The sequence below is a fragment of the Paenibacillus sp. FSL M7-1455 genome (assembly GCF_038004655.1).
Lineage (GTDB): Bacteria > Bacillota > Bacilli > Paenibacillales > Paenibacillaceae > Paenibacillus_AQ > Paenibacillus_AQ cookii.
Genome location: NZ_JBBORO010000001.1, coordinates 867,777 through 884,110, shown reverse-complemented (window position 1 = coordinate 884,110; position 16,334 = coordinate 867,777). Strand labels below are relative to the sequence as shown.

The following is a 16,334-nucleotide window of genomic DNA, read 5'->3' as shown; positions in this document are numbered from 1 at the left end:
CCCCTTCCCTACATCTTCGTTTATTGTCCAACGGACAATCTTTCAGCTTAAGCCTGGGCGAAAGGAACCGGCTTTTTGTTTTGCGACGCTTTCTGGAATTCGGCTCTGAGACGTTGGCCGATCTGCTGGATCAGGCCTTCAACATCAACAGGATATTCCTCGTGTACCGTGACCTGGACCGCGCCAGGCGGGAGGTTGTATTGAGTTGTTGATTCGGTTTTCATGTCCCGCAAAAATCCAGACAATGTCGTCATCTGCTCCGGACTGATCTGCACGACTTGCGGAAGTTTGCCGCCTGCCGCAGCCCCAACCGTTACCCCGGCCGCTGCAGATTGAAGCCGTGGGCCCGGATTCGCAGCAACGCTCGCCGAATAGCCGGTATTCACCCCTGGTAACATCGGGCCTGAAGGTGCAGGCGGCCCCATGACAGCCGGCTTGTCCTTTGGTTTGCTTTTGCCGCCGAATTTCTTGGAAAACCACCCTGTTACGGACGAAAAGGTTTCTTTGATTTTCGGCGCATAATCCGATACTAAACCGCCAATTTTTTCGCCCACGAAGCTGCCGGCCATATTTCCGAGAGTAGCCCCAATGGCATTGCCAACGCCGGGAATCGGAATCAATGTACCAAGAGCTCCGCCAATCATGGTGCCCGCTGCACCGCCAATGGTAGATCCGATGGCTTTTGAACGTTCCTTGCCTGGTTTTGCCGAAGCGATGGACATTGCATCAGACACGAATCCCAATGGTCCCATCAACTTTTTGGCGCCCCCTGCGAGAAGCTTGCCTGCCGTGCTGCCGAAGCCGCTTTTTCCGACTTTGCTGACAACGGAGCTGATTTTCGAACCAATGCCGGTGCTTGAAAGAAGTTCTTTACCATGCTTCCATAGACCTTGAGCTCCACCGATGATGTCTTCACCGGCCGATCCAACCGTCTCAAGCAGTTCTCCGCTTTTGCCGGCCATTTTGAACAGCTTAGTACCAAAACCGGCGCCTTTCTTCGCATTCCCCGCTTTAGCTTTTTTTGAGCCTTTTCCTGCCTTGGCTTTCTTGGATTTAGAATCGGAACTGAACATCCCGAACAACTTGCTTGCTCCGCCTTTTAGGACCTTGCTTGCCATGCCCAGCCCGCTTTTCCCGATTTTTCCGGCAGTGGAGCCTACAAACGAAACGGCCTTGGCAGCAGATCCGCCTCCGCTTTTGAGCAGCTGTTTTCCGTTATCCCATAACCCCTTAGCGCCTCCAACTACGCTGTCGGTGACAGGACCGAGGATTTTGGCGCCCTTTTTAGTCCATTCGCCAAGCTTTGAGCCGAAAATATTCAGTTTTCCGGGCTTGTTTTTTGCGCCTTTCGATGATCCGAATCCAAGGGCACTAAATAATTTGTCTGCACCGCCTTTAAAAACTTTGCTGGCTTTGCCGCCAAGACTGCTGTTTTTCATTTTTCCGGCAGCCGAACTCATCCAAGAGGATAACTTCGAAGATATGCCGGTGCCTTTAAGCAAATCTTTTCCGTGATTCCACAGACCCTTAGCGCCACCAATGACATCCCCCGCAGCAGACTTCGCGGTTTTCCACAAGTCCCCGCCTTTTTCTGCCGTCTTGAACAGCTTGGACCCGAATGTTTTCGGATTGGTTGCTTTGCCCATTTTGGAGCCGGACTTTTTGGGATTTGCTGCTTTATCCAGCTTGTTTCTTTTAGGTGTTTTCTTGTTACCCTTTTTGGTCTTGGATCCTTTTTTATTCTTCTTGTTTTTTTTGCCCTTAGCTGTAGAGCCTCCAGAACCTCCATCTTCGTCTTCGGCATCGTTCCAGATGTCTTTCAGTTCCTTAAACTTGCCGGGGATCTCCCCGGCGGTTTTTAATCCCCCGCCAATTTTTTTTAGATCCCCGAATATTTCCTTCAGTTGGTCCAGGAACCCTTTCGGATCCTCTTTTTTCCCGTCGCCTGCTTTGGTTGCTCCGAGTGCAGCGGTCAATTTATTGATTGCCACTGTATTGGACGTAATGGTGCTTACAAGCAATGAGGCGTCTGGTCCTACCTTGACTTTTCCACCTTGGATCTTCAACGTCACCGTACCCGAAGCATTCACCACCTCCGACCGTACCCGCTGCAGCTTGCGCAGCAGGTTGTCTAACCCTTTCGAGGCCCGGTCCTTCAGCACGATCTCGGGAGCCATGCGGGTTCGGCCGATTCTCAGGACGCGGCCCTGGATGCGCTCGAAGTAACGCTCCATGGCCCGCAGCTCGCGGTTGGCTTTGATGACGTTTTTCGGGTCGATGACCAGGTTCATCCGGTAATTCATCGTTTCAGCCATCTCTATGTCACCTCCTCATCGGTCCGAAATTTGGGCTGCCAGGCGGTCCATCTCTTCTTCCGCAAAAGCGATCAGAAGCAGGCGCTCGCCGCGCGGCAGCCGCCAGAAATCTCCGGGACGAAGGTGATGCCGTACCCACAGATGATACAGCATCGTCGTCATTCCCCCGGAGCGGATTAGTTTTTTACGTCATCGATGTCGACGCCGAAGCCGGACAGCTCCAGCACCTTGTCGCCGACGGCGTCCAGTTCGCCTGCCAGCAGCATGCGGCGCACCGCCTGCTCCCCGCCGGACAGCTTCATGCGGCTCGTAATCCGCGGATCGCCCCAGCCGTTCAGGGCCAGGCCCTTCACTTCCAGCTTTCCGGTCGCTTCCGCGATCAGCAAGGCGTTAAACGTTTCGCTGTCCACCTTCTCTTCCACCGAACCTTTCACCGTGCGGCGGATCATGCAGCGCTCGCGGATGCTGTCCACCTTGCTCGAAGTGAGCCCGTGCAGCACGATGTTCATGTCCAGACGTTTGATGCGGACGGTCGCTTCCGGCAATTTTTCCGCAGCCTCGAACAGGCTGTCCAAAATTTGCTCCTCCGTCATATGCTCATGTACGCTCATGTCTCATTCTCCTTTTCCCTGGTTTCGAAAAATGCCTTAGTTGCCGACGATCGGATCGAGCAGCTCGTAGCCTTCAAACGTAAACGGCGTCTCTTCCTGCACCTCTTCGCCGGCCGTCCAGTTGGCAAGCTGGATTTTGTCCGGCATGCAGTTGATCAGGCGCACGCGCTCATGCCCGAAAGACTCCGGATCGTCGAGCTTGGAGATGATGTCGAACTTGGAGAACCCGCGCTGAATCATGTCCGACGTGACTTTGTAGCCGCTCATCGTGCCGCTGCCCTTTTTGGCGCCGTTTTTATGCACCTTCCAGTCCCGGCCGACCAGGTTCAGCTCTTTCTTTTCGATCTCCACGCTCGCTTCCAGCTTGTTAATATGCGTTTGCCATACCCCGTCGATATAGGCCTGGCCATACGTCCCCATAATGACTCTTGAAGCATCCAACATTGTTTTTTCCTCCCCGTATTTTAAAAGTTCATGAAATGTTTGTTTAATCCGCTGAATCGTTCAGCCTGTTGAATCCAAAACCATCCTTATTGCACGTAAAACGTTCCGAACAGCTGCTCCATCACGTCGGTCAGCTTCACGTTCCACTGCAGGAACACCTGATCCGGCTCCGGCGTGTTCACGGCGCTGTCGCCGTAATAAGCCGGGTCCAAAATGACGTCGTAACCGTTCGGCTCGATGACGCTGCTCAAAGACAGCTGGGCCAAATACTCCTTCACGGCGCCGATGAGCGCCAAACGGCCTTCCTCGGTGTTGTTCACCTTGCCGATATACGATTGCTCGGCGGCAAGCTGAAGGTCGGCGTTGATCGCGTCCATGACGCGGATGGAGCGGATTTTTTTCCAGGCGTTGTTTTGGCCTTCGGCAGGCGTCACCAAGCTGTTGATGCCGCGCAGCGCCTTAACCTGGCGGCCGTCGTAAAAGAGCAGGAACACGCCGTTTTTCACCGCTTCCTCCTGCTCGGAACGGGTCCAGCGGCGGGTCACGTCTTCAAAAGGCGTCACCGCATACGTCGCGGACTGGTTCAGCCGCTGCCCGGCAATGAGGCCCGCAACGTAAGCCGCCGTCTGCGCGGAGCTGTAATCCGTCCCGGCGAGGCGCACGCCCGTGCCCACATTGATGATGCCTTCATGATTGAGCGCCAGCGATCGGGACGCAGCGAGCTTCACGGCATCCTTGGCCGTATCGTCCGCAGCCGAACCGCCAAAGACGGCCATGACGCCCCTGCCCTCGCGGCGCATCCGCTTGATCCATGCCGCGAAGCTTTGCAGCAGCGCCATATCGGCGGCGTAATCGAGCGCCAGCACGTCAAAATCCTGGCCTTCCGCCGCTTCCTGCATGGCGATGTACTCGGCATTCGTCAGTCTGCCGTTGCCGCTGGCGCCTCCCGTAAAAGCAGCGCCGCTCACGTCGGCAGGCGTTCCGCCTTGCCCCAGCACTTTGGCCGTAATCCAGGCATTGCCGTTATCCTTGTTGATCTGTTCGGCGATCGAGGCGGCCGTGCCGTCGGCTCCCTTGTAAGTTCCGAGCAGTTTGGCACCCTCGTACAGGCGAAGTTCCTTCGCATTCGGCTCGCCAAGCGCCGGCTGAATGGTTACGGTAAAGCCGTTGCCGCGGCTTCCCGGATATTTCGCCTGCAGCTGGAGCGCGTCTTGCGGCGTGGCATCCCCCGTTTGCAGCGTCAGGCTGGCTTGCGCCGCAGTATCATCCGCGAGACGGTAAGCGACCAGTTTTTTCGGTCCGCCCAGCAGCGCGAGATACAGCGTCTTGTACGCCGTCGCGCCGTCCGCTGCGTCCGTCGAGTACACCTGGCCAATGGCCGTTTCGCTTCCGATTTCCACGAACTCGCGCACTGGCCCCCAATTTGCCTTCACCGGCACGAGCACCGTGCCGCGGGAACCGCCCTGGATCGCCGAAGCGGCCGCCGCCTTGAAATTCATATACAATCCCGGCAATACCGGTTTATTCGTGTTTTCCCATGTTCCGCCTGCCATAATTAATCCACCTTCGCTTTCATGAATTGTTCGATTTTTGCTTTTGCTTCCGCCACCGAAAACGTCTTGTCCTCTTCGCCGTAAAAAGCACCCGCCATCACTTCTTCCTGAACGCCAAACAAATCTTTGGATCGATCCGTCAGCTCCGAAAGCATGTAACGCGGTTCACTGGCTGTTTCTTCGGTTTGCGCCGTTTTTTTAACCGCCATGCCAAACACCTCATTTCAAAATAGGATGAATCTCTACCCTGCGGATCAGCGCCGCCTCTTCGGCCGGCCGCATCCGCCGCTGCACCAGCGTCAGCTTCACCTGCCCATCCAAAAACGCATCCGCCTTCAAATCGGCCGACGCTTCCGTAACGGACATGTACCTGCGTTGGTCGGTGCTCAAAGGCAGCTGCACCTGAGTTCCCAAGGCTTCGATGAGCGAAACGGCCGCCTGCTGCTCTACGTCGGAATTCGGCGCGGCGATATGCCCTGCAAAATGTTTGCGGACCTCGTAAAGCGACGCCCCCGCCATTTTGGTCTCGCAGCCCGTCATCCGCCACAGCACGGCATGGTCGTCCGGTCCGGAAGGCCACGACGTTTGGTATACCGTCCACGGCTCGCCTAACCTTTTCCCGGTCCAGACGGCCAGCGCGCTTAACCATTCATCCGGCCCGGCCCCCGGGCTCCCGGACTCCGCTTCCGGAACATACACGCCAAACCGAAGCGTCCGAACCGCTTTGCCCGTCGTTGGTTCCAGCCTTTCGGCTTCCCGCGCTCCCAGGTAAACCAGCGTAAACGGCGCTGCATCCGGGTAGGCCACCCGCTTCCGGTGCAGCCCGCCGACAAGCGACTCCGCCCACTGATCTGCCTGATCCAGGCCAGCGGCGCCCGCGTAAAGCTTAAGCCGGATCACCTGCCGGTACCCCGCCCAGGCCGATTTCCAGATTTCTTCGCCGAACGCGATCACCCCGTAGGGCTCCGCTGCACCGTCGGCCGGGGGCTGCACGTCGTACAGCCTGTCTTTCAGCGCTGGCACGACGTCCGCGATCGCTTGCTTGAGCGCCGCTCTCATACCGGGGGCTGCCGTAGCGCTCCTTGTTCCCTAAGGCTGTTCATGCCTGCAAGCACCGCTTGCTTTTGCATTTTCGGCTCCTCCCTTCTGCCAACATTCGCACCGGACATGAGCCAAGAGAATTTCACCGCCAATCAAAAACCGGCCACATGGGCCGGCTTGAACATCGACTGTTAGCGTCTTCGGTTGTTCTCTTGATTTCATTTCCGATGATACAATCTTACACCCCTCAAACGGATGCGCTGACGCCGAATTGGACGGTTTCAGACGTATTGTCGGATGAAAAAAGCGCGAATGTATGTTCGTATTTTTGTTTAGGATTTTCTCCTATATACGCAGTCTGCACACCGTTAATAGATGATTTGATATTTGGAAATAAAAAAAGGACAGGGGGCTCTCCCCTATCCTTTCAATCTTAGCCTCAACGATATTCTAACGGACCTCACAACCGCTAAGTAGGTAAGAAGGGCCCGTTTAATATTCTAACGGTTATCACTGTGCTTAATTGCTCCGAAACACTTCCAAAAAGGCGCTTTTTCAAGAAATAGCCTCAACTGTATCCGTTAAAAAACAAATGGAGCCAATTTACCCTCAATAACGGCGGCTGCAACCGTTAGAGTAGCGCGTGCGATTCATTCGTGATCCATGCGGCAGTCAGTACGTCCGAAGATGGGGCCACGACTGATTTCACGGCGATTACAGCGACTGAATTCACGACTGTTTGTTCGTCAGTTTCAACGACTGATTCAAAGACTGTTTCTATGACTGTTTCTATGACTGTTTCTATGACTGTTTTCTACGACGTTTCTACGACCATAGACACGGTTGTTTCCACGGGTTTCTACGATTCCATTACTTCCACAGCCGTTCCAAAACTATAGCTACGGTTGTATGAACGACTCTTTCAGCGGAGATTACAACAACTTCTTTCGCGATTGTTTACTGCAGCATTTTCTACTTACTATTCAACGACCATAGACACGGTCGTTTCCACGGGTTTCTACGATTCCATTCCTTCTACAGCCGTTCCAAAACTATAGCTACGATTGCATGAACAACTGCTTCACCGGAGATTACAACCACTGATTTCACATACGTACTGCGGCAGTTTCTACTTACTATTCAACGACCGTTGACACGGTCGTTTCCACGGGTTTCTACGATTCCATTCCTTCTACAGCCGTTCCAAAACTATAGCTACGATTGCATGAACAACTGCTTCACCGGAGATTACAACCACTGATTCACGACTGTCTCTACAACTGCTTCAACGACTGTAGCTGCCTTTATTTTATTTCCGCGGGTCTCTACGCCCGTTTCTACCACTGTTTACTCGCCCGTTCCCCGGCCGTTTCCACGGCTTCCTCAAGATACGCCATTCTGCCGCTTCATACCTGGCGGTGCCCCAACCGTAGCGACCTGAACCGTTCATGCGAATGGTTTGCCTTCACAAATCTAGAATCTAGCCCACCGTCACCCGCTTTTGCAGCCCGTCAAGCTTAAGCAACCCCAAATCGGCGAAGGCCAGCGCCAGCTTATAAAACGCCCGGGTCCGGATTTTCGTGTACGTGTCCTTGCTGACCGGCGGATCCAAAATGTAGTTGTACACTTTATAATCGAACACATCGTCCTGCTTCATGTACCGCTCCCGGATGATCAGCCGTTCCCGTTCCCCCAGCCGGTCCACGACGGATTCGATCGTTTCGCAGTACGCCCTGCGGGCCGCAGGCACGTCCACGTTGTAAACGGCGATTTGCGCGGTCTGGTCGGATGTGACGTTCGTCGGTCCGTGGAAGCGTTCGGTATACGAAGCAGTGATGCTGGCTTCCCTGGCTTCGAAGGTGATCGTTTTATAAATGCGATATTTTTCGAACAAAGCCTCGATCGCGGTTTGCGTTTTGCGGCGGTCCAGCTCCGGCAGAAATTGTTCCATGAATATGCACTCCTTCAAGATTAAAATAGTAAATAGTTGTAGCGTGTTCGCATTTTTGTTCGTATAATGATGTTAACATACCACTTTTTGGTACAAGCCGTAAACCGGCAAAATCGAAGAAAACGGGTGGTTATCCCTCCTCTTTTATGCCTTTTGGCATGGAATTCGCCTTTTTCTTTACCTTTTGGCAGCAAGACGTTATAGTAGTATGCGGGAACGTAAGTTCTTAATAGAGGATCTGCAAAACGCGCGCTTCCACAAGCCGTTCGAATTTGCACAGGTCCTGATGGATGCAAAGGAGTGGACATACTCGTGGAAAACGAATTCGGAATGCTGTTAAGAAAACTTCGCGAACAAAAAGGCATGTCGATCAACCAGCTGGCGGAAACCGCGGGAATCAGCAACTCGCAAATTTCGCGGATGGAAAACGGCGTGCGCGGCGTGCCCAAAGCCCCCACCATCCGCAAGCTGGCCGATGCCCTGGGCGTTTCCTACGGGGAGCTGATGACGGCGGCGGGATATTTGGAGGAAAGCGGAACCGCGCACGATGCCGCTCAGGCGCCGGAGTGGGCCACGTACAAAGACAAACGCGATTTCAAAAAAATGCTGGAAGAAGACGGCGAGCTGATGTTCGACGGAATTCCCCTGGACGAGGAGGACCGGCAGCGGATCAAGGACGTATTGACCGGGTTGTTCTGGGAAGCCAAGCAAATGAACAAAAGAAAGAAAAAACCAAACGGAACGCCGGATGGAAAATAGCTCCTCCACACGCTGCCAACTTACGACTAAACGACAAAGCAGGTGAATATGGTGGACGAGATCATTCGAAAATTAACCCGCAAATACAAAACAAGCTGTCCCTTCGAGCTTGCGCGTGCGCTTGGCATACAGATCCGTTATACCGACCTTGGCAAATCGACCAAGGGACTGTATTACCGCAAGCTGCGAAGGCGGTTTATCGTCATACACAACCAGCTTTCCCCCGAGTGGCAGCGATTCGTTTGCGCGCATGAACTGGGCCATGACCGGCTGCATAAGGGGATTAACCGTTTTTTCCTGGAGGAGCATTCCTATTTTGCGCCGGGCAAGCTGGAGCGGCAGGCCAACCGGTTTGCCGTCCTGCTGTTGACCGCAGGGGTCGCCATACGTCAGGATGAAACCGCCGAGGACGTTTGCAGGCGCAGCGGCATTCCGCCGGAAATGTGCCCTTTGCTTGAGGGCATGTCCCGGACATGAGTCCCGCCAAAAAAAGAACCGCTTCGAGCCAAACCGCAGCAAAAGAAAAGGAGCTGTCCGCGCCATGTGATGGCCGATCGGTACAGCTCCTCATTTTTTGGGCAGCATCCGGATTATGACAGAATGCCGTCCCGGATATGGGTCGCCGCAAAATTCGGCGGATTAAACCAGTTGCCGCTTTGCGCCCAAGTCGGATCCAGCGGCACCCATTTTTTTTGCTCGCTCAAGTAGACTTCGTTCCAGGCATGCGGACCATACCCGCCTTGTCCGTTATACCCCTGTCCGGTGACGACCCGGACCTGCAATCCTTGCGATCGGGCCATCATCGCATACAGGCGGGCATAGTCGATGCATACCCCTTTTTTCGTATCGAACGTATCCTGCGGCGTCTGTTCATGCCAAATGCCTTTTTGCTCGTAATCGTCGACTTTTCCGTAATCGTACTGCACCCGGGTCCCGATCCAGTCATACAGCCGTCTCGCCTTGTCTTCGTCGGTTTTGGCGCCTTTGACGATTTCGGCGGCGGCCGCATCGATATCGTCCGGAATCGCATGGTCGATGACCTCGTATTTGCGCTGCATGATGCCGCTAAGCTCTTTTTCCACCGCCTTCGTAAATACCGGCAGCTTGTCCTTCACCAAATTGCCGGATAACGGCTCGATGACCCGCTTGGCGCCTTCCTGATAAATCGGCGAGGCCTCCACGTAACGGGTAAAGGAAGAGTCGGGGTACAGCGTAGCAAACACGAACAGCAGCGCCACGACGACGATGCAGCGTCCCGCTCCGATCAGAAGACCGATCGCCGCGCCCGACAATCGGCTGAACAGCGACGAGGACTGGCGCGTCCCCGGCACGAACAAAGCGTCTTTGCCGCCGAATACGAGGACCGTCAGCCAGCGCATCAACAAACGGATGATGCTGTAGCTGAGCATGAACAGCACCGCAAACCGCAGCAGCGGAAACTCGGCCATCGACGACATAAACGTATAATAGATCTGCTCCCACACGCTCAAATCGCGGTTCGGGATCGTGCTCGAATATTCCGTAAGCCATTCCTGCACTTTGGGCGATGCCCATAAGGTAAACGGCACCGACAGCACCAAGGCCACTAAAATAAAAACTCCCTCCCTCAGCAGGGAGAGGAGTCTTCCGGCCGAGCGCGACGCTCCCCGCCGCCAGCCTTGAAGCAGCGAAACCAGCAGGATCAGCAGCAAAAAAATCGAAACCGCGTTAAACTCCCGCAAGCTCTGGATCCATGTTTCTACCATCAGACAACCTCCCTCCACGACATGCCCTGGTACGATGATCGTTTTCTTGTTTTATTTCGCAGTAACATTGGTGTTGTTCTTCGATTCCTCGATAAACGACTTGACCGTATCGCTGATCTTCCACTCGCCAAGCGAAACGCCGCGCAGCGAAACCTCCACCTTTTCCTTCCCCTTCTGGCCTTTCAATTCCAGGTTGGGGGTCGTGATCGTAAAGTTTCCAGCCGCATCCGATGTATATTTTGCCTCTTTCGCTTCCTTCATCATGAGGTTCGTGGCTTCGCTTTTAAGCGTATCCACGGTTTCCGTCTTCACGTCATTCACCACGTCCTTGATTTGATCGAGGGAAACGCCGCTGTACACCACCAAGGCCACGACGATGATGACGGCAATCGCCCATTTGACCATGGTCTTCACCAGATTCAGGACCACGAACAGCACAATGAGAGCAATAAGGATTACCAGCCAGTTTTGCTGCAAGAAATCGGACCATACCTGCGTATTCATTCACATTCACTCCCATCAGCTAAAGCTTGGTATCAGAATAAAGACGTTCTTATTATACATGATCGGAACATGGCCTGTCAGCCCGCCGCCACGTCGCCCTCCCAGTATTCGGAGGATGCTGCGGGCACCACCCGAAAATTCGGGTCTAATACGGGACGTACAAGCGTAAAGGTATATTATGACTTGTCTTCGCCGGAAAGGAGCTGCCTCAAGTGAAAACCGCCATTTGGCTGTACATGTTTTTGTTTCTCGCTTTTTTCGATCTCCATGCCCAATACCCCATATTAACGCCGTTTGCCGTGTCCCTCGGGGCGGCGCCCGTTTTTATCGGCTGGATGATGGGCATCTACGCCTTGACGCATTTGCCGGGCAATCTGATCGCAGGCACGGTGATCGACAAACATGGCAGCCGACGTTATATCATATTCAGCCTCGTGTCGGCCGGCATCGTGCTGCTGCTCCAATCTTTCGTTCATTACCCGTGGCAGCTGCTGGCGCTCCGGTCGGTCAGCGGTTTCGTGCTTGCCTTTCTTTCCCCTGCCTGCCTTGCGCTGCTCGCCTCGCTTTCTTCGGATAAAGTCGTCCAGGGCAAATTCATGTCCGGCCACGGCGTCGTGCACACGTTAGCTTCCGTCGTGTCCCCTGCAGCAGGGGCGTTTATCGTTGCCAAAGCCGGGTATTCGGCTACGTTCCAGGGGCTTGGCTGGCTTCTGATCGCTACCGGCGTCATGGCCATGTTCAGCCTTCCGCGGAGGCTGCAAACAGCGGTTCGCCCTTCCGGCAATACGCCGGAAATGGACGCCCAAATTTCCCCGGCCACCAAATTCCAGGTCCCCTGGCGCATATATATTCTGCCGTTCGTTATCTCATGCTCGCAGGGAATTCTGTTTTTCGAGCTTCCGCTGCGGGCCACCGGCATGGACGGCATCATGTCGACGGGCATTCTGTTTTCCGTCATGAGCATCGGCGCGTTATTGACGCTAAGCATGCTTTTCGTCAACCGGTACTCCCCCTTCAAAAGAGTCTTGGGCGGCATTTTCCTGCTGGCGCTTTGCTTTTATGGCCTGGCAGCCTTTCAGAGCATACCGCTTGCGGTGACGCTGTTTATCCTTGGAACGGCCAAGGGGATCATTTTCCCCGCCATGGCCTCGCTGTTTATTCAACTAAGCGGCGGCAGCAAGCTGGGCCGGGTTTTTTCGCTGCAGTCCATCGCCATGTCGATCGGCTCTTTTATCGGGCCCATCGCGGCGGGGCAGCTTCGCGACTTCGTGTCGCCGTATTTTATTGCGTTTGCCCTCCTGATGCTCGGGCTGATGATGATCCCGACAAGCCGCAAGCCCGGTTCCCTGCTGTATCCGAACGCGAAGCAGACGCCGGCTTCATGAGCGATCGTCCCATATGGGTAAAAACCTAAATCAGGGCGAATGGGCCATTGCACAAAACTTATGCCTTATACCCACATAGGATACATTGTGTCATGCGACATAAACGAGAGCGGGGTGATAGGTATGGGTCATCATTTGGGACACTGCGGCTGCGGTCCCGTAGCGCCGGTTGCTCCAGTAGCGACTGCACCGGTCGTTTCGCCTTGCGTAGGCAGCAATGTCGGAGTGGTTCTGGTGCTCTTTATCTTGCTGGTCATCATTTTGCGCGCCTTCTGGTGTTAGTTTAGGGAAAACCTGAATAGACGATCTGCCTGCCAAGGCCGGTCGTCTTATTTTTTGCATGACGGCCATGAAAAGAGCTACACTAAAAGAAACCGGGGACGATGTTTGTTTTCAACATTTCCCGGGGAATTTCGATAGGAGACGGCAGCGTCTCTCCTTACCCGAGGTGAACTCATGGCCATTTACATTATCGTCGAAGGTAAAAACGACCGCAGCAAGCTCCGCCGTTTGCTTCACGAGGACGTCCGGATCGTGTGCACCTTCGGCACGCTCAATTCCAACAAACTCGAATCGCTGCGCAAAGAAATCAAGGACGAAGAGGTTTATCTTTTTATGGATAACGACAGCTCGGGCAAAAAAATCCGCGGCGTGCTCCGCGACGCGTTTCCCGATGCGGGACATATTTATACGAGGCGAGGTTATCCCGGGGTCGAGGGTACGCCTGACGAATACCTGGTTGCCCAGCTCGAAAAAGCGGGACTTGAAGAATTCATCATTTACCCGGAATTTCCTCCGATTCCGTGACGATCACTTCTTCGTTCATGCACGCAAAAAAAGCGCCTTTCGACTCAACCTATAACTCATAGGTGAATGATCGGCGCTTACGATTGCCCGTGTATGCTTTTATTGCTTCGCCAGCTCCTCGACGTCTTTGGCCAGCGCTTCCGCGGTGACGTTATCGGTGTCGTTGGCGTTGTACAGCTTGCGCACCTTATTGTCGCGGTCCACCAGAGCGATGATGTTGGAGTGGGCGAAGTTGTCCTTGTTGTCGCCTACGATCGCGATTTTAAACGACTTTTCGGCGACATCCCTGATTTTTTGGTCTTCCCCTCGCAGGAAATACCATCCGTTGTAATCGACGTAAAATTTATCCGCAAACTCTTTGATCTTTTCCCGCGTATCCACTTTGGGATCGAAGGAGATCGAAACGAATTCCGCATCCTTGCCGAACGTTCCGTCTTTAATCAGCTGCTTCTGCGTCTGGGAGAGCAGGAACGTCGTTACGGGGCATACGTCCGGGCAGCTGGTGTAAAAGAAATAAAAAAGCCGGACTTTTCCTTTGGTGTCGTCGCGGGTTACCGTTTTGCCGTCCACGTTTTCGAAGGAAAAGTCCTCGACTTCCCCGAGTACCGGCAGCTTGGATTTCCCGATCCCCGTACCGGCATAAACCAGATATCCCGCCAAAATGACGATGATCGCCAGCAGAATCCATGTCCATTTATAGCGTTTCAACATGTTCCATTCTTCCTCCCACGATCCGCTCGCAAGCTGTCCGCCAACTTGAAGCAAACGGTTATTGTAAATTCAGGTAGACGCCCGAAAGCTTCTACCTGATTTCAATCCTTTTCCCTGCCGTCCCGGGCCATATTCGATGTTGTCGGAAATTGAAGGCTTTCCAGAAAAAATCCCATGCATCCATGGGATTTGTCCGGTTATATATTGGTTAATGAACGGTATTCAAAATCATGACGATCAGGCTCAACGTCAAAAAATTGATCGAAAAGATAAACAATTTTTTCGCCCAAGCGTCGTCGTCTTTAGCCGTCAAACCTTTGACGCTGAGATACAGCCAGAAGAGCGAAAGCAACGTTCCGATAATCGCGAAATAAATGCCGGTATAACCAAACACATACATCAGGATCGGAATGGGAACAAGCAGCGCCAGATACGGAATGATCTGGATTTTGGTTCTTTTGATGCCTTTGACTACAGGCAAAAGCGGATAACCCGCGGCTCTGTATTCTTCAACGCGGCGAATGCCAAGCGCCCAGAAATGCGGCGGCTGCCACAGAAAGAGCAATGCAAACAGAAGAAAAGCTCCAAGATCGACGCTCTGCGTCACGGCGACGTAGCCGATGACCGGAGGCATCGCACCGGAGATGGCGCCGATCGACGTGCTCCATGTCGATGAGCGTTTCAGCCACATGGTATACACGATCGCATATACGAACATGCCGACGAGCCCGAAAATACCGGCAAGAACTCCCGAAAAAATAAAAAGATCCGCCAGTCCAAGGACCCCCAGGATAAATGCATACCATAACACAATCGAGGGCTTCAGGCGACCGGCTGGAAGCGTACGGTTCCGTGTGCGTTCCATTTTCATATCGAGTTCTCGATCAAAATAATTGTTATATACACAGGCGGAGGCCATCACGAGCACCGTTCCCAGCAGCGTGAGGATCAATTTCCCGAATTGAATGTCCCACTGGGAAGCAAGCCAGTAGCCTGCAAAAACAGCAATTAAATTAGACCGGATAATCCCGGGTTTTGTAAGTGTAATGAAATCTTTCCATGTAGCCGATGAATTCGGCGGCGTTTGCTTGATGGAAAGGGTCGCGGAATCCGAAGGAGCCTGGTAACTTAAATGATTGTCCACGCCTTTAGAATCCTCCTTATTCTGTCGTTCTGGAGGAATTGAAGCCTCCGCTATAAAGTTTATCATATCAAAAGCCAAAAGTGTTTGACAATCCTCTGCAAATTCTTTCACCTTTTTGACAATTCGGTGACACAAATTAGTATGGTCAAACCCTTATATATTCATCCAAAAGTGGGTAGTAACTATTATAAGGAAGATTGTTGCACTATTCGCAAAATGGTCACACGAATGGCCCCGTCGGGGCAGGAATGCATTTTCAGGTTTTGTTACAATGGAAATAAGAACAACAAGAAGGAGACATGGAGATGGATACAGCCACACATTTTGTCATGGGCCTCAGTTTGGCCGGACTCGCTTACGTCGATCCCGCCGTCGCCGGCAGCCCCATGCTCGCCACCGCCGTGCTTCTCGGCACGGTCATCGGCTCCCAGGCCCCCGACTTCGACGGGCTCTTGCGCGTCAAAAGCAATGCCCTCTACGTGAAGAACCATCGGGGCATTACGCATTCGCTTCCTTTTCTCGTCATTTGGACCGCGCTGATCAGCGGCATTTTGGCGATGTTGTTCAGGAGCGTGCCAGCAGGGCATATCATTCTCTGGACCGGGATCGCCGTTTGCGTTCACGTGTTCAGCGATTTGTTCAATACGTACGGTACGCAAGCCGCACGCCCGTTCTCGGAACGCTGGATATCCTGGAACATTATCCATATTTTCGATCCGTTTATTTTTTCGACGCATGCCGCGGCCGTTCTGCTGTGGAGCACGGGAGCGATGCAGCCCGCTCCCCTGTTCACGGGATTATACATTTTGACGGCCCTGTATTACGTATGGCGCACCATCGTCCATTCCATGAAAACGGCCGAGGTCAAACGTCTCGATGTTTCCCGCCAGGAAGGCGACCGTTATTACGTCATCCCGACCGTCACCTTCCATAAATGGCATGTCGTCAAGGCTTTAAAAGACGGCAGCTACGAAATCGGGGTGCTGAACGGAAATGAGCTGGAGTGGCGAAAACACGCCCGCACCGAGCAGCATCCGGCCGTCGAGCATTCCAAGCGTCATCCCGACGTCCAGGCGTTTCTTTACTTCACCTCGTTTGCCGTGGCCGAAGTCGAAAACCTGCCTTGGGGTTACGTCGTCCGCTGGGCCGACGTGCGTTACCGCCACCGCAAGCAATATCCGTTCGTGGCCGTTTTGGTCATGGATAAACAGTATCAACCGATCAACACGTACGTTGGATGGCTCAGCGCCAAAAAAATGGATAAAAGACTGTCCATCAATTCGGGCTGATGCGCCCGGATCAACCCGAAGCTGCTTCCTTTTAAGGGGGCGGCTTTTTTTGGCGTCTTCCCGATTTCGGCTTGA

General features: G+C 53.6%; 18 protein-coding genes. 6 read left to right on the top strand and 12 right to left on the bottom strand.

The genetic code is table 11. From position 1 onward, the window contains the following. Positions 1-47: 47 nt before the first annotated feature. The 8 genes from NYE48_RS04010 to NYE48_RS03975 all read right to left on the bottom strand — a co-directional run bounded on the left by NYE48_RS04010 (position 48) and on the right by NYE48_RS03975 (position 7,915). Positions 48-2,315, bottom strand: coding sequence for a hypothetical protein (locus NYE48_RS04010; protein ID WP_340997003.1), 2,268 nt, complete (start codon positions 2,313-2,315; stop codon positions 48-50). A gap of 15 nt (positions 2,316-2,330) precedes the next feature. Continuing rightward, a complete protein-coding gene (locus NYE48_RS04005) occupies positions 2,331-2,468 on the bottom strand; it encodes a hypothetical protein (RefSeq protein ID WP_340997001.1) in 138 nt (45 codons plus the stop codon). A 23-nt stretch (positions 2,469-2,491) separates the two neighbouring features. Further along, positions 2,492-2,926 (bottom strand): phage tail assembly chaperone, encoded by a 435-nt coding sequence (locus NYE48_RS04000; RefSeq protein ID WP_036709006.1) that lies wholly within the window; start codon positions 2,924-2,926, stop codon positions 2,492-2,494. Positions 2,927-2,962: 36 nt separating this feature from the next. Beyond that, positions 2,963-3,370, bottom strand: coding sequence for a phage tail tube protein (locus tag NYE48_RS03995; protein ID WP_036709003.1), 408 nt, complete (start codon positions 3,368-3,370; stop codon positions 2,963-2,965). Between the two features lie 86 nt (positions 3,371-3,456). Next, positions 3,457-4,923: a phage tail sheath family protein gene (locus NYE48_RS03990; protein WP_212950171.1), complete on the bottom strand. Its 1,467-nt coding sequence runs from the start codon at positions 4,921-4,923 to the stop codon at positions 3,457-3,459. 2 nt (positions 4,924-4,925) lie between these two features. After that, positions 4,926-5,132 carry a hypothetical protein gene (locus NYE48_RS03985; RefSeq protein WP_036709001.1) on the bottom strand — a complete coding sequence of 69 codons (207 nt, stop codon included), beginning with the start codon at positions 5,130-5,132 and terminating at the stop codon, positions 4,926-4,928. A gap of 10 nt (positions 5,133-5,142) precedes the next feature. Beyond that, positions 5,143-5,982 (bottom strand): hypothetical protein, encoded by an 840-nt coding sequence (locus NYE48_RS03980; protein ID WP_340996996.1) that lies wholly within the window; start codon positions 5,980-5,982, stop codon positions 5,143-5,145. 1,462 nt (positions 5,983-7,444) lie between these two features. Continuing rightward, positions 7,445-7,915, bottom strand: coding sequence for an ArpU family phage packaging/lysis transcriptional regulator (locus NYE48_RS03975; protein ID WP_212950166.1), 471 nt, complete (start codon positions 7,913-7,915; stop codon positions 7,445-7,447). A gap of 330 nt (positions 7,916-8,245) precedes the next feature. Here NYE48_RS03975 and NYE48_RS03970 point away from each other — a divergent pair, with 330 nt between their 5' ends. Both NYE48_RS03970 and NYE48_RS03965 read left to right on the top strand, forming a co-directional pair. Further along, complete coding sequence (locus NYE48_RS03970; RefSeq protein WP_212950265.1) at positions 8,246-8,674, top strand: helix-turn-helix domain-containing protein; 429 nt, start codon at positions 8,246-8,248, stop codon at positions 8,672-8,674. Between the two features lie 51 nt (positions 8,675-8,725). Beyond that, positions 8,726-9,151: an ImmA/IrrE family metallo-endopeptidase gene (locus NYE48_RS03965; RefSeq protein ID WP_197069946.1), complete on the top strand. Its 426-nt coding sequence runs from the start codon at positions 8,726-8,728 to the stop codon at positions 9,149-9,151. A gap of 113 nt (positions 9,152-9,264) precedes the next feature. Here the strand turns inward: NYE48_RS03965 and NYE48_RS03960 are convergent, their stop codons facing one another. After that, positions 9,265-10,419, bottom strand: coding sequence for a transglutaminase domain-containing protein (locus tag NYE48_RS03960; RefSeq protein WP_340996993.1), 1,155 nt, complete (start codon positions 10,417-10,419; stop codon positions 9,265-9,267). 51 nt (positions 10,420-10,470) lie between these two features. After that, positions 10,471-10,923: a hypothetical protein gene (locus NYE48_RS03955; protein ID WP_212950162.1), complete on the bottom strand. Its 453-nt coding sequence runs from the start codon at positions 10,921-10,923 to the stop codon at positions 10,471-10,473. A gap of 212 nt (positions 10,924-11,135) precedes the next feature. Between NYE48_RS03955 and NYE48_RS03950 the strand changes: the two genes are divergently transcribed. The 3 genes from NYE48_RS03950 to NYE48_RS03940 all read left to right on the top strand — a co-directional run bounded on the left by NYE48_RS03950 (position 11,136) and on the right by NYE48_RS03940 (position 13,115). Continuing rightward, positions 11,136-12,308, top strand: a complete 1,173-nt coding sequence (locus NYE48_RS03950; RefSeq protein WP_340996991.1) for an MFS transporter — start codon at positions 11,136-11,138, stop codon at positions 12,306-12,308. 123 nt (positions 12,309-12,431) lie between these two features. Then, positions 12,432-12,590, top strand: coding sequence for a hypothetical protein (locus NYE48_RS03945; RefSeq protein ID WP_156124547.1), 159 nt, complete (start codon positions 12,432-12,434; stop codon positions 12,588-12,590). A 174-nt stretch (positions 12,591-12,764) separates the two neighbouring features. Then, a complete protein-coding gene (locus tag NYE48_RS03940; RefSeq protein ID WP_212950159.1) occupies positions 12,765-13,115 on the top strand; it encodes a toprim domain-containing protein in 351 nt (116 codons plus the stop codon). A 99-nt stretch (positions 13,116-13,214) separates the two neighbouring features. On the opposite strand, the gene NYE48_RS03935 is transcribed toward NYE48_RS03940, so the two are convergent. Next, positions 13,215-13,826: an SCO family protein gene (locus tag NYE48_RS03935; RefSeq protein WP_036708978.1), complete on the bottom strand. Its 612-nt coding sequence runs from the start codon at positions 13,824-13,826 to the stop codon at positions 13,215-13,217. A 208-nt stretch (positions 13,827-14,034) separates the two neighbouring features. Next, positions 14,035-14,970: a heme o synthase gene (gene cyoE / locus NYE48_RS03930; protein WP_340996985.1), complete on the bottom strand. Its 936-nt coding sequence runs from the start codon at positions 14,968-14,970 to the stop codon at positions 14,035-14,037. Between the two features lie 305 nt (positions 14,971-15,275). Here cyoE and NYE48_RS03925 point away from each other — a divergent pair, with 305 nt between their 5' ends. Beyond that, the gene (locus NYE48_RS03925; protein ID WP_036708974.1) at positions 15,276-16,259 is read left to right on the top strand and encodes a metal-dependent hydrolase; all 984 of its coding nucleotides are present in this window, start codon (positions 15,276-15,278) and stop codon (positions 16,257-16,259) included. Positions 16,260-16,334 lie beyond the last annotated feature (75 nt).

Coding starts and splice junctions, on each gene's coding strand:
- NYE48_RS03925 (WP_036708974.1), top strand. CDS start 15,276: ATGGATACAGCCACACATTTTGTCATGGGCCTCAGTTTGGCCGGACTC.
- NYE48_RS03970 (WP_212950265.1), top strand. CDS start 8,246: ATGCTGTTAAGAAAACTTCGCGAACAAAAAGGCATGTCGATCAACCAG.
- NYE48_RS03940 (WP_212950159.1), top strand. CDS start 12,765: ATGGCCATTTACATTATCGTCGAAGGTAAAAACGACCGCAGCAAGCTC.
- NYE48_RS04010 (WP_340997003.1), bottom strand. CDS start 2,315: ATGGCTGAAACGATGAATTACCGGATGAACCTGGTCATCGACCCGAAA.
- NYE48_RS04000 (WP_036709006.1), bottom strand. CDS start 2,926: ATGAGCGTACATGAGCATATGACGGAGGAGCAAATTTTGGACAGCCTG.
- NYE48_RS03975 (WP_212950166.1), bottom strand. CDS start 7,915: ATGGAACAATTTCTGCCGGAGCTGGACCGCCGCAAAACGCAAACCGCG.
- NYE48_RS03995 (WP_036709003.1), bottom strand. CDS start 3,370: ATGTTGGATGCTTCAAGAGTCATTATGGGGACGTATGGCCAGGCCTAT.
- NYE48_RS03945 (WP_156124547.1), top strand. CDS start 12,432: ATGGGTCATCATTTGGGACACTGCGGCTGCGGTCCCGTAGCGCCGGTT.
- NYE48_RS03955 (WP_212950162.1), bottom strand. CDS start 10,923: ATGAATACGCAGGTATGGTCCGATTTCTTGCAGCAAAACTGGCTGGTA.
- NYE48_RS03935 (WP_036708978.1), bottom strand. CDS start 13,826: ATGTTGAAACGCTATAAATGGACATGGATTCTGCTGGCGATCATCGTC.
- NYE48_RS04005 (WP_340997001.1), bottom strand. CDS start 2,468: ATGCTGTATCATCTGTGGGTACGGCATCACCTTCGTCCCGGAGATTTC.
- NYE48_RS03990 (WP_212950171.1), bottom strand. CDS start 4,923: ATGGCAGGCGGAACATGGGAAAACACGAATAAACCGGTATTGCCGGGA.
- NYE48_RS03960 (WP_340996993.1), bottom strand. CDS start 10,419: ATGGTAGAAACATGGATCCAGAGCTTGCGGGAGTTTAACGCGGTTTCG.
- NYE48_RS03985 (WP_036709001.1), bottom strand. CDS start 5,132: ATGGCGGTTAAAAAAACGGCGCAAACCGAAGAAACAGCCAGTGAACCG.
- NYE48_RS03980 (WP_340996996.1), bottom strand. CDS start 5,982: ATGAGAGCGGCGCTCAAGCAAGCGATCGCGGACGTCGTGCCAGCGCTG.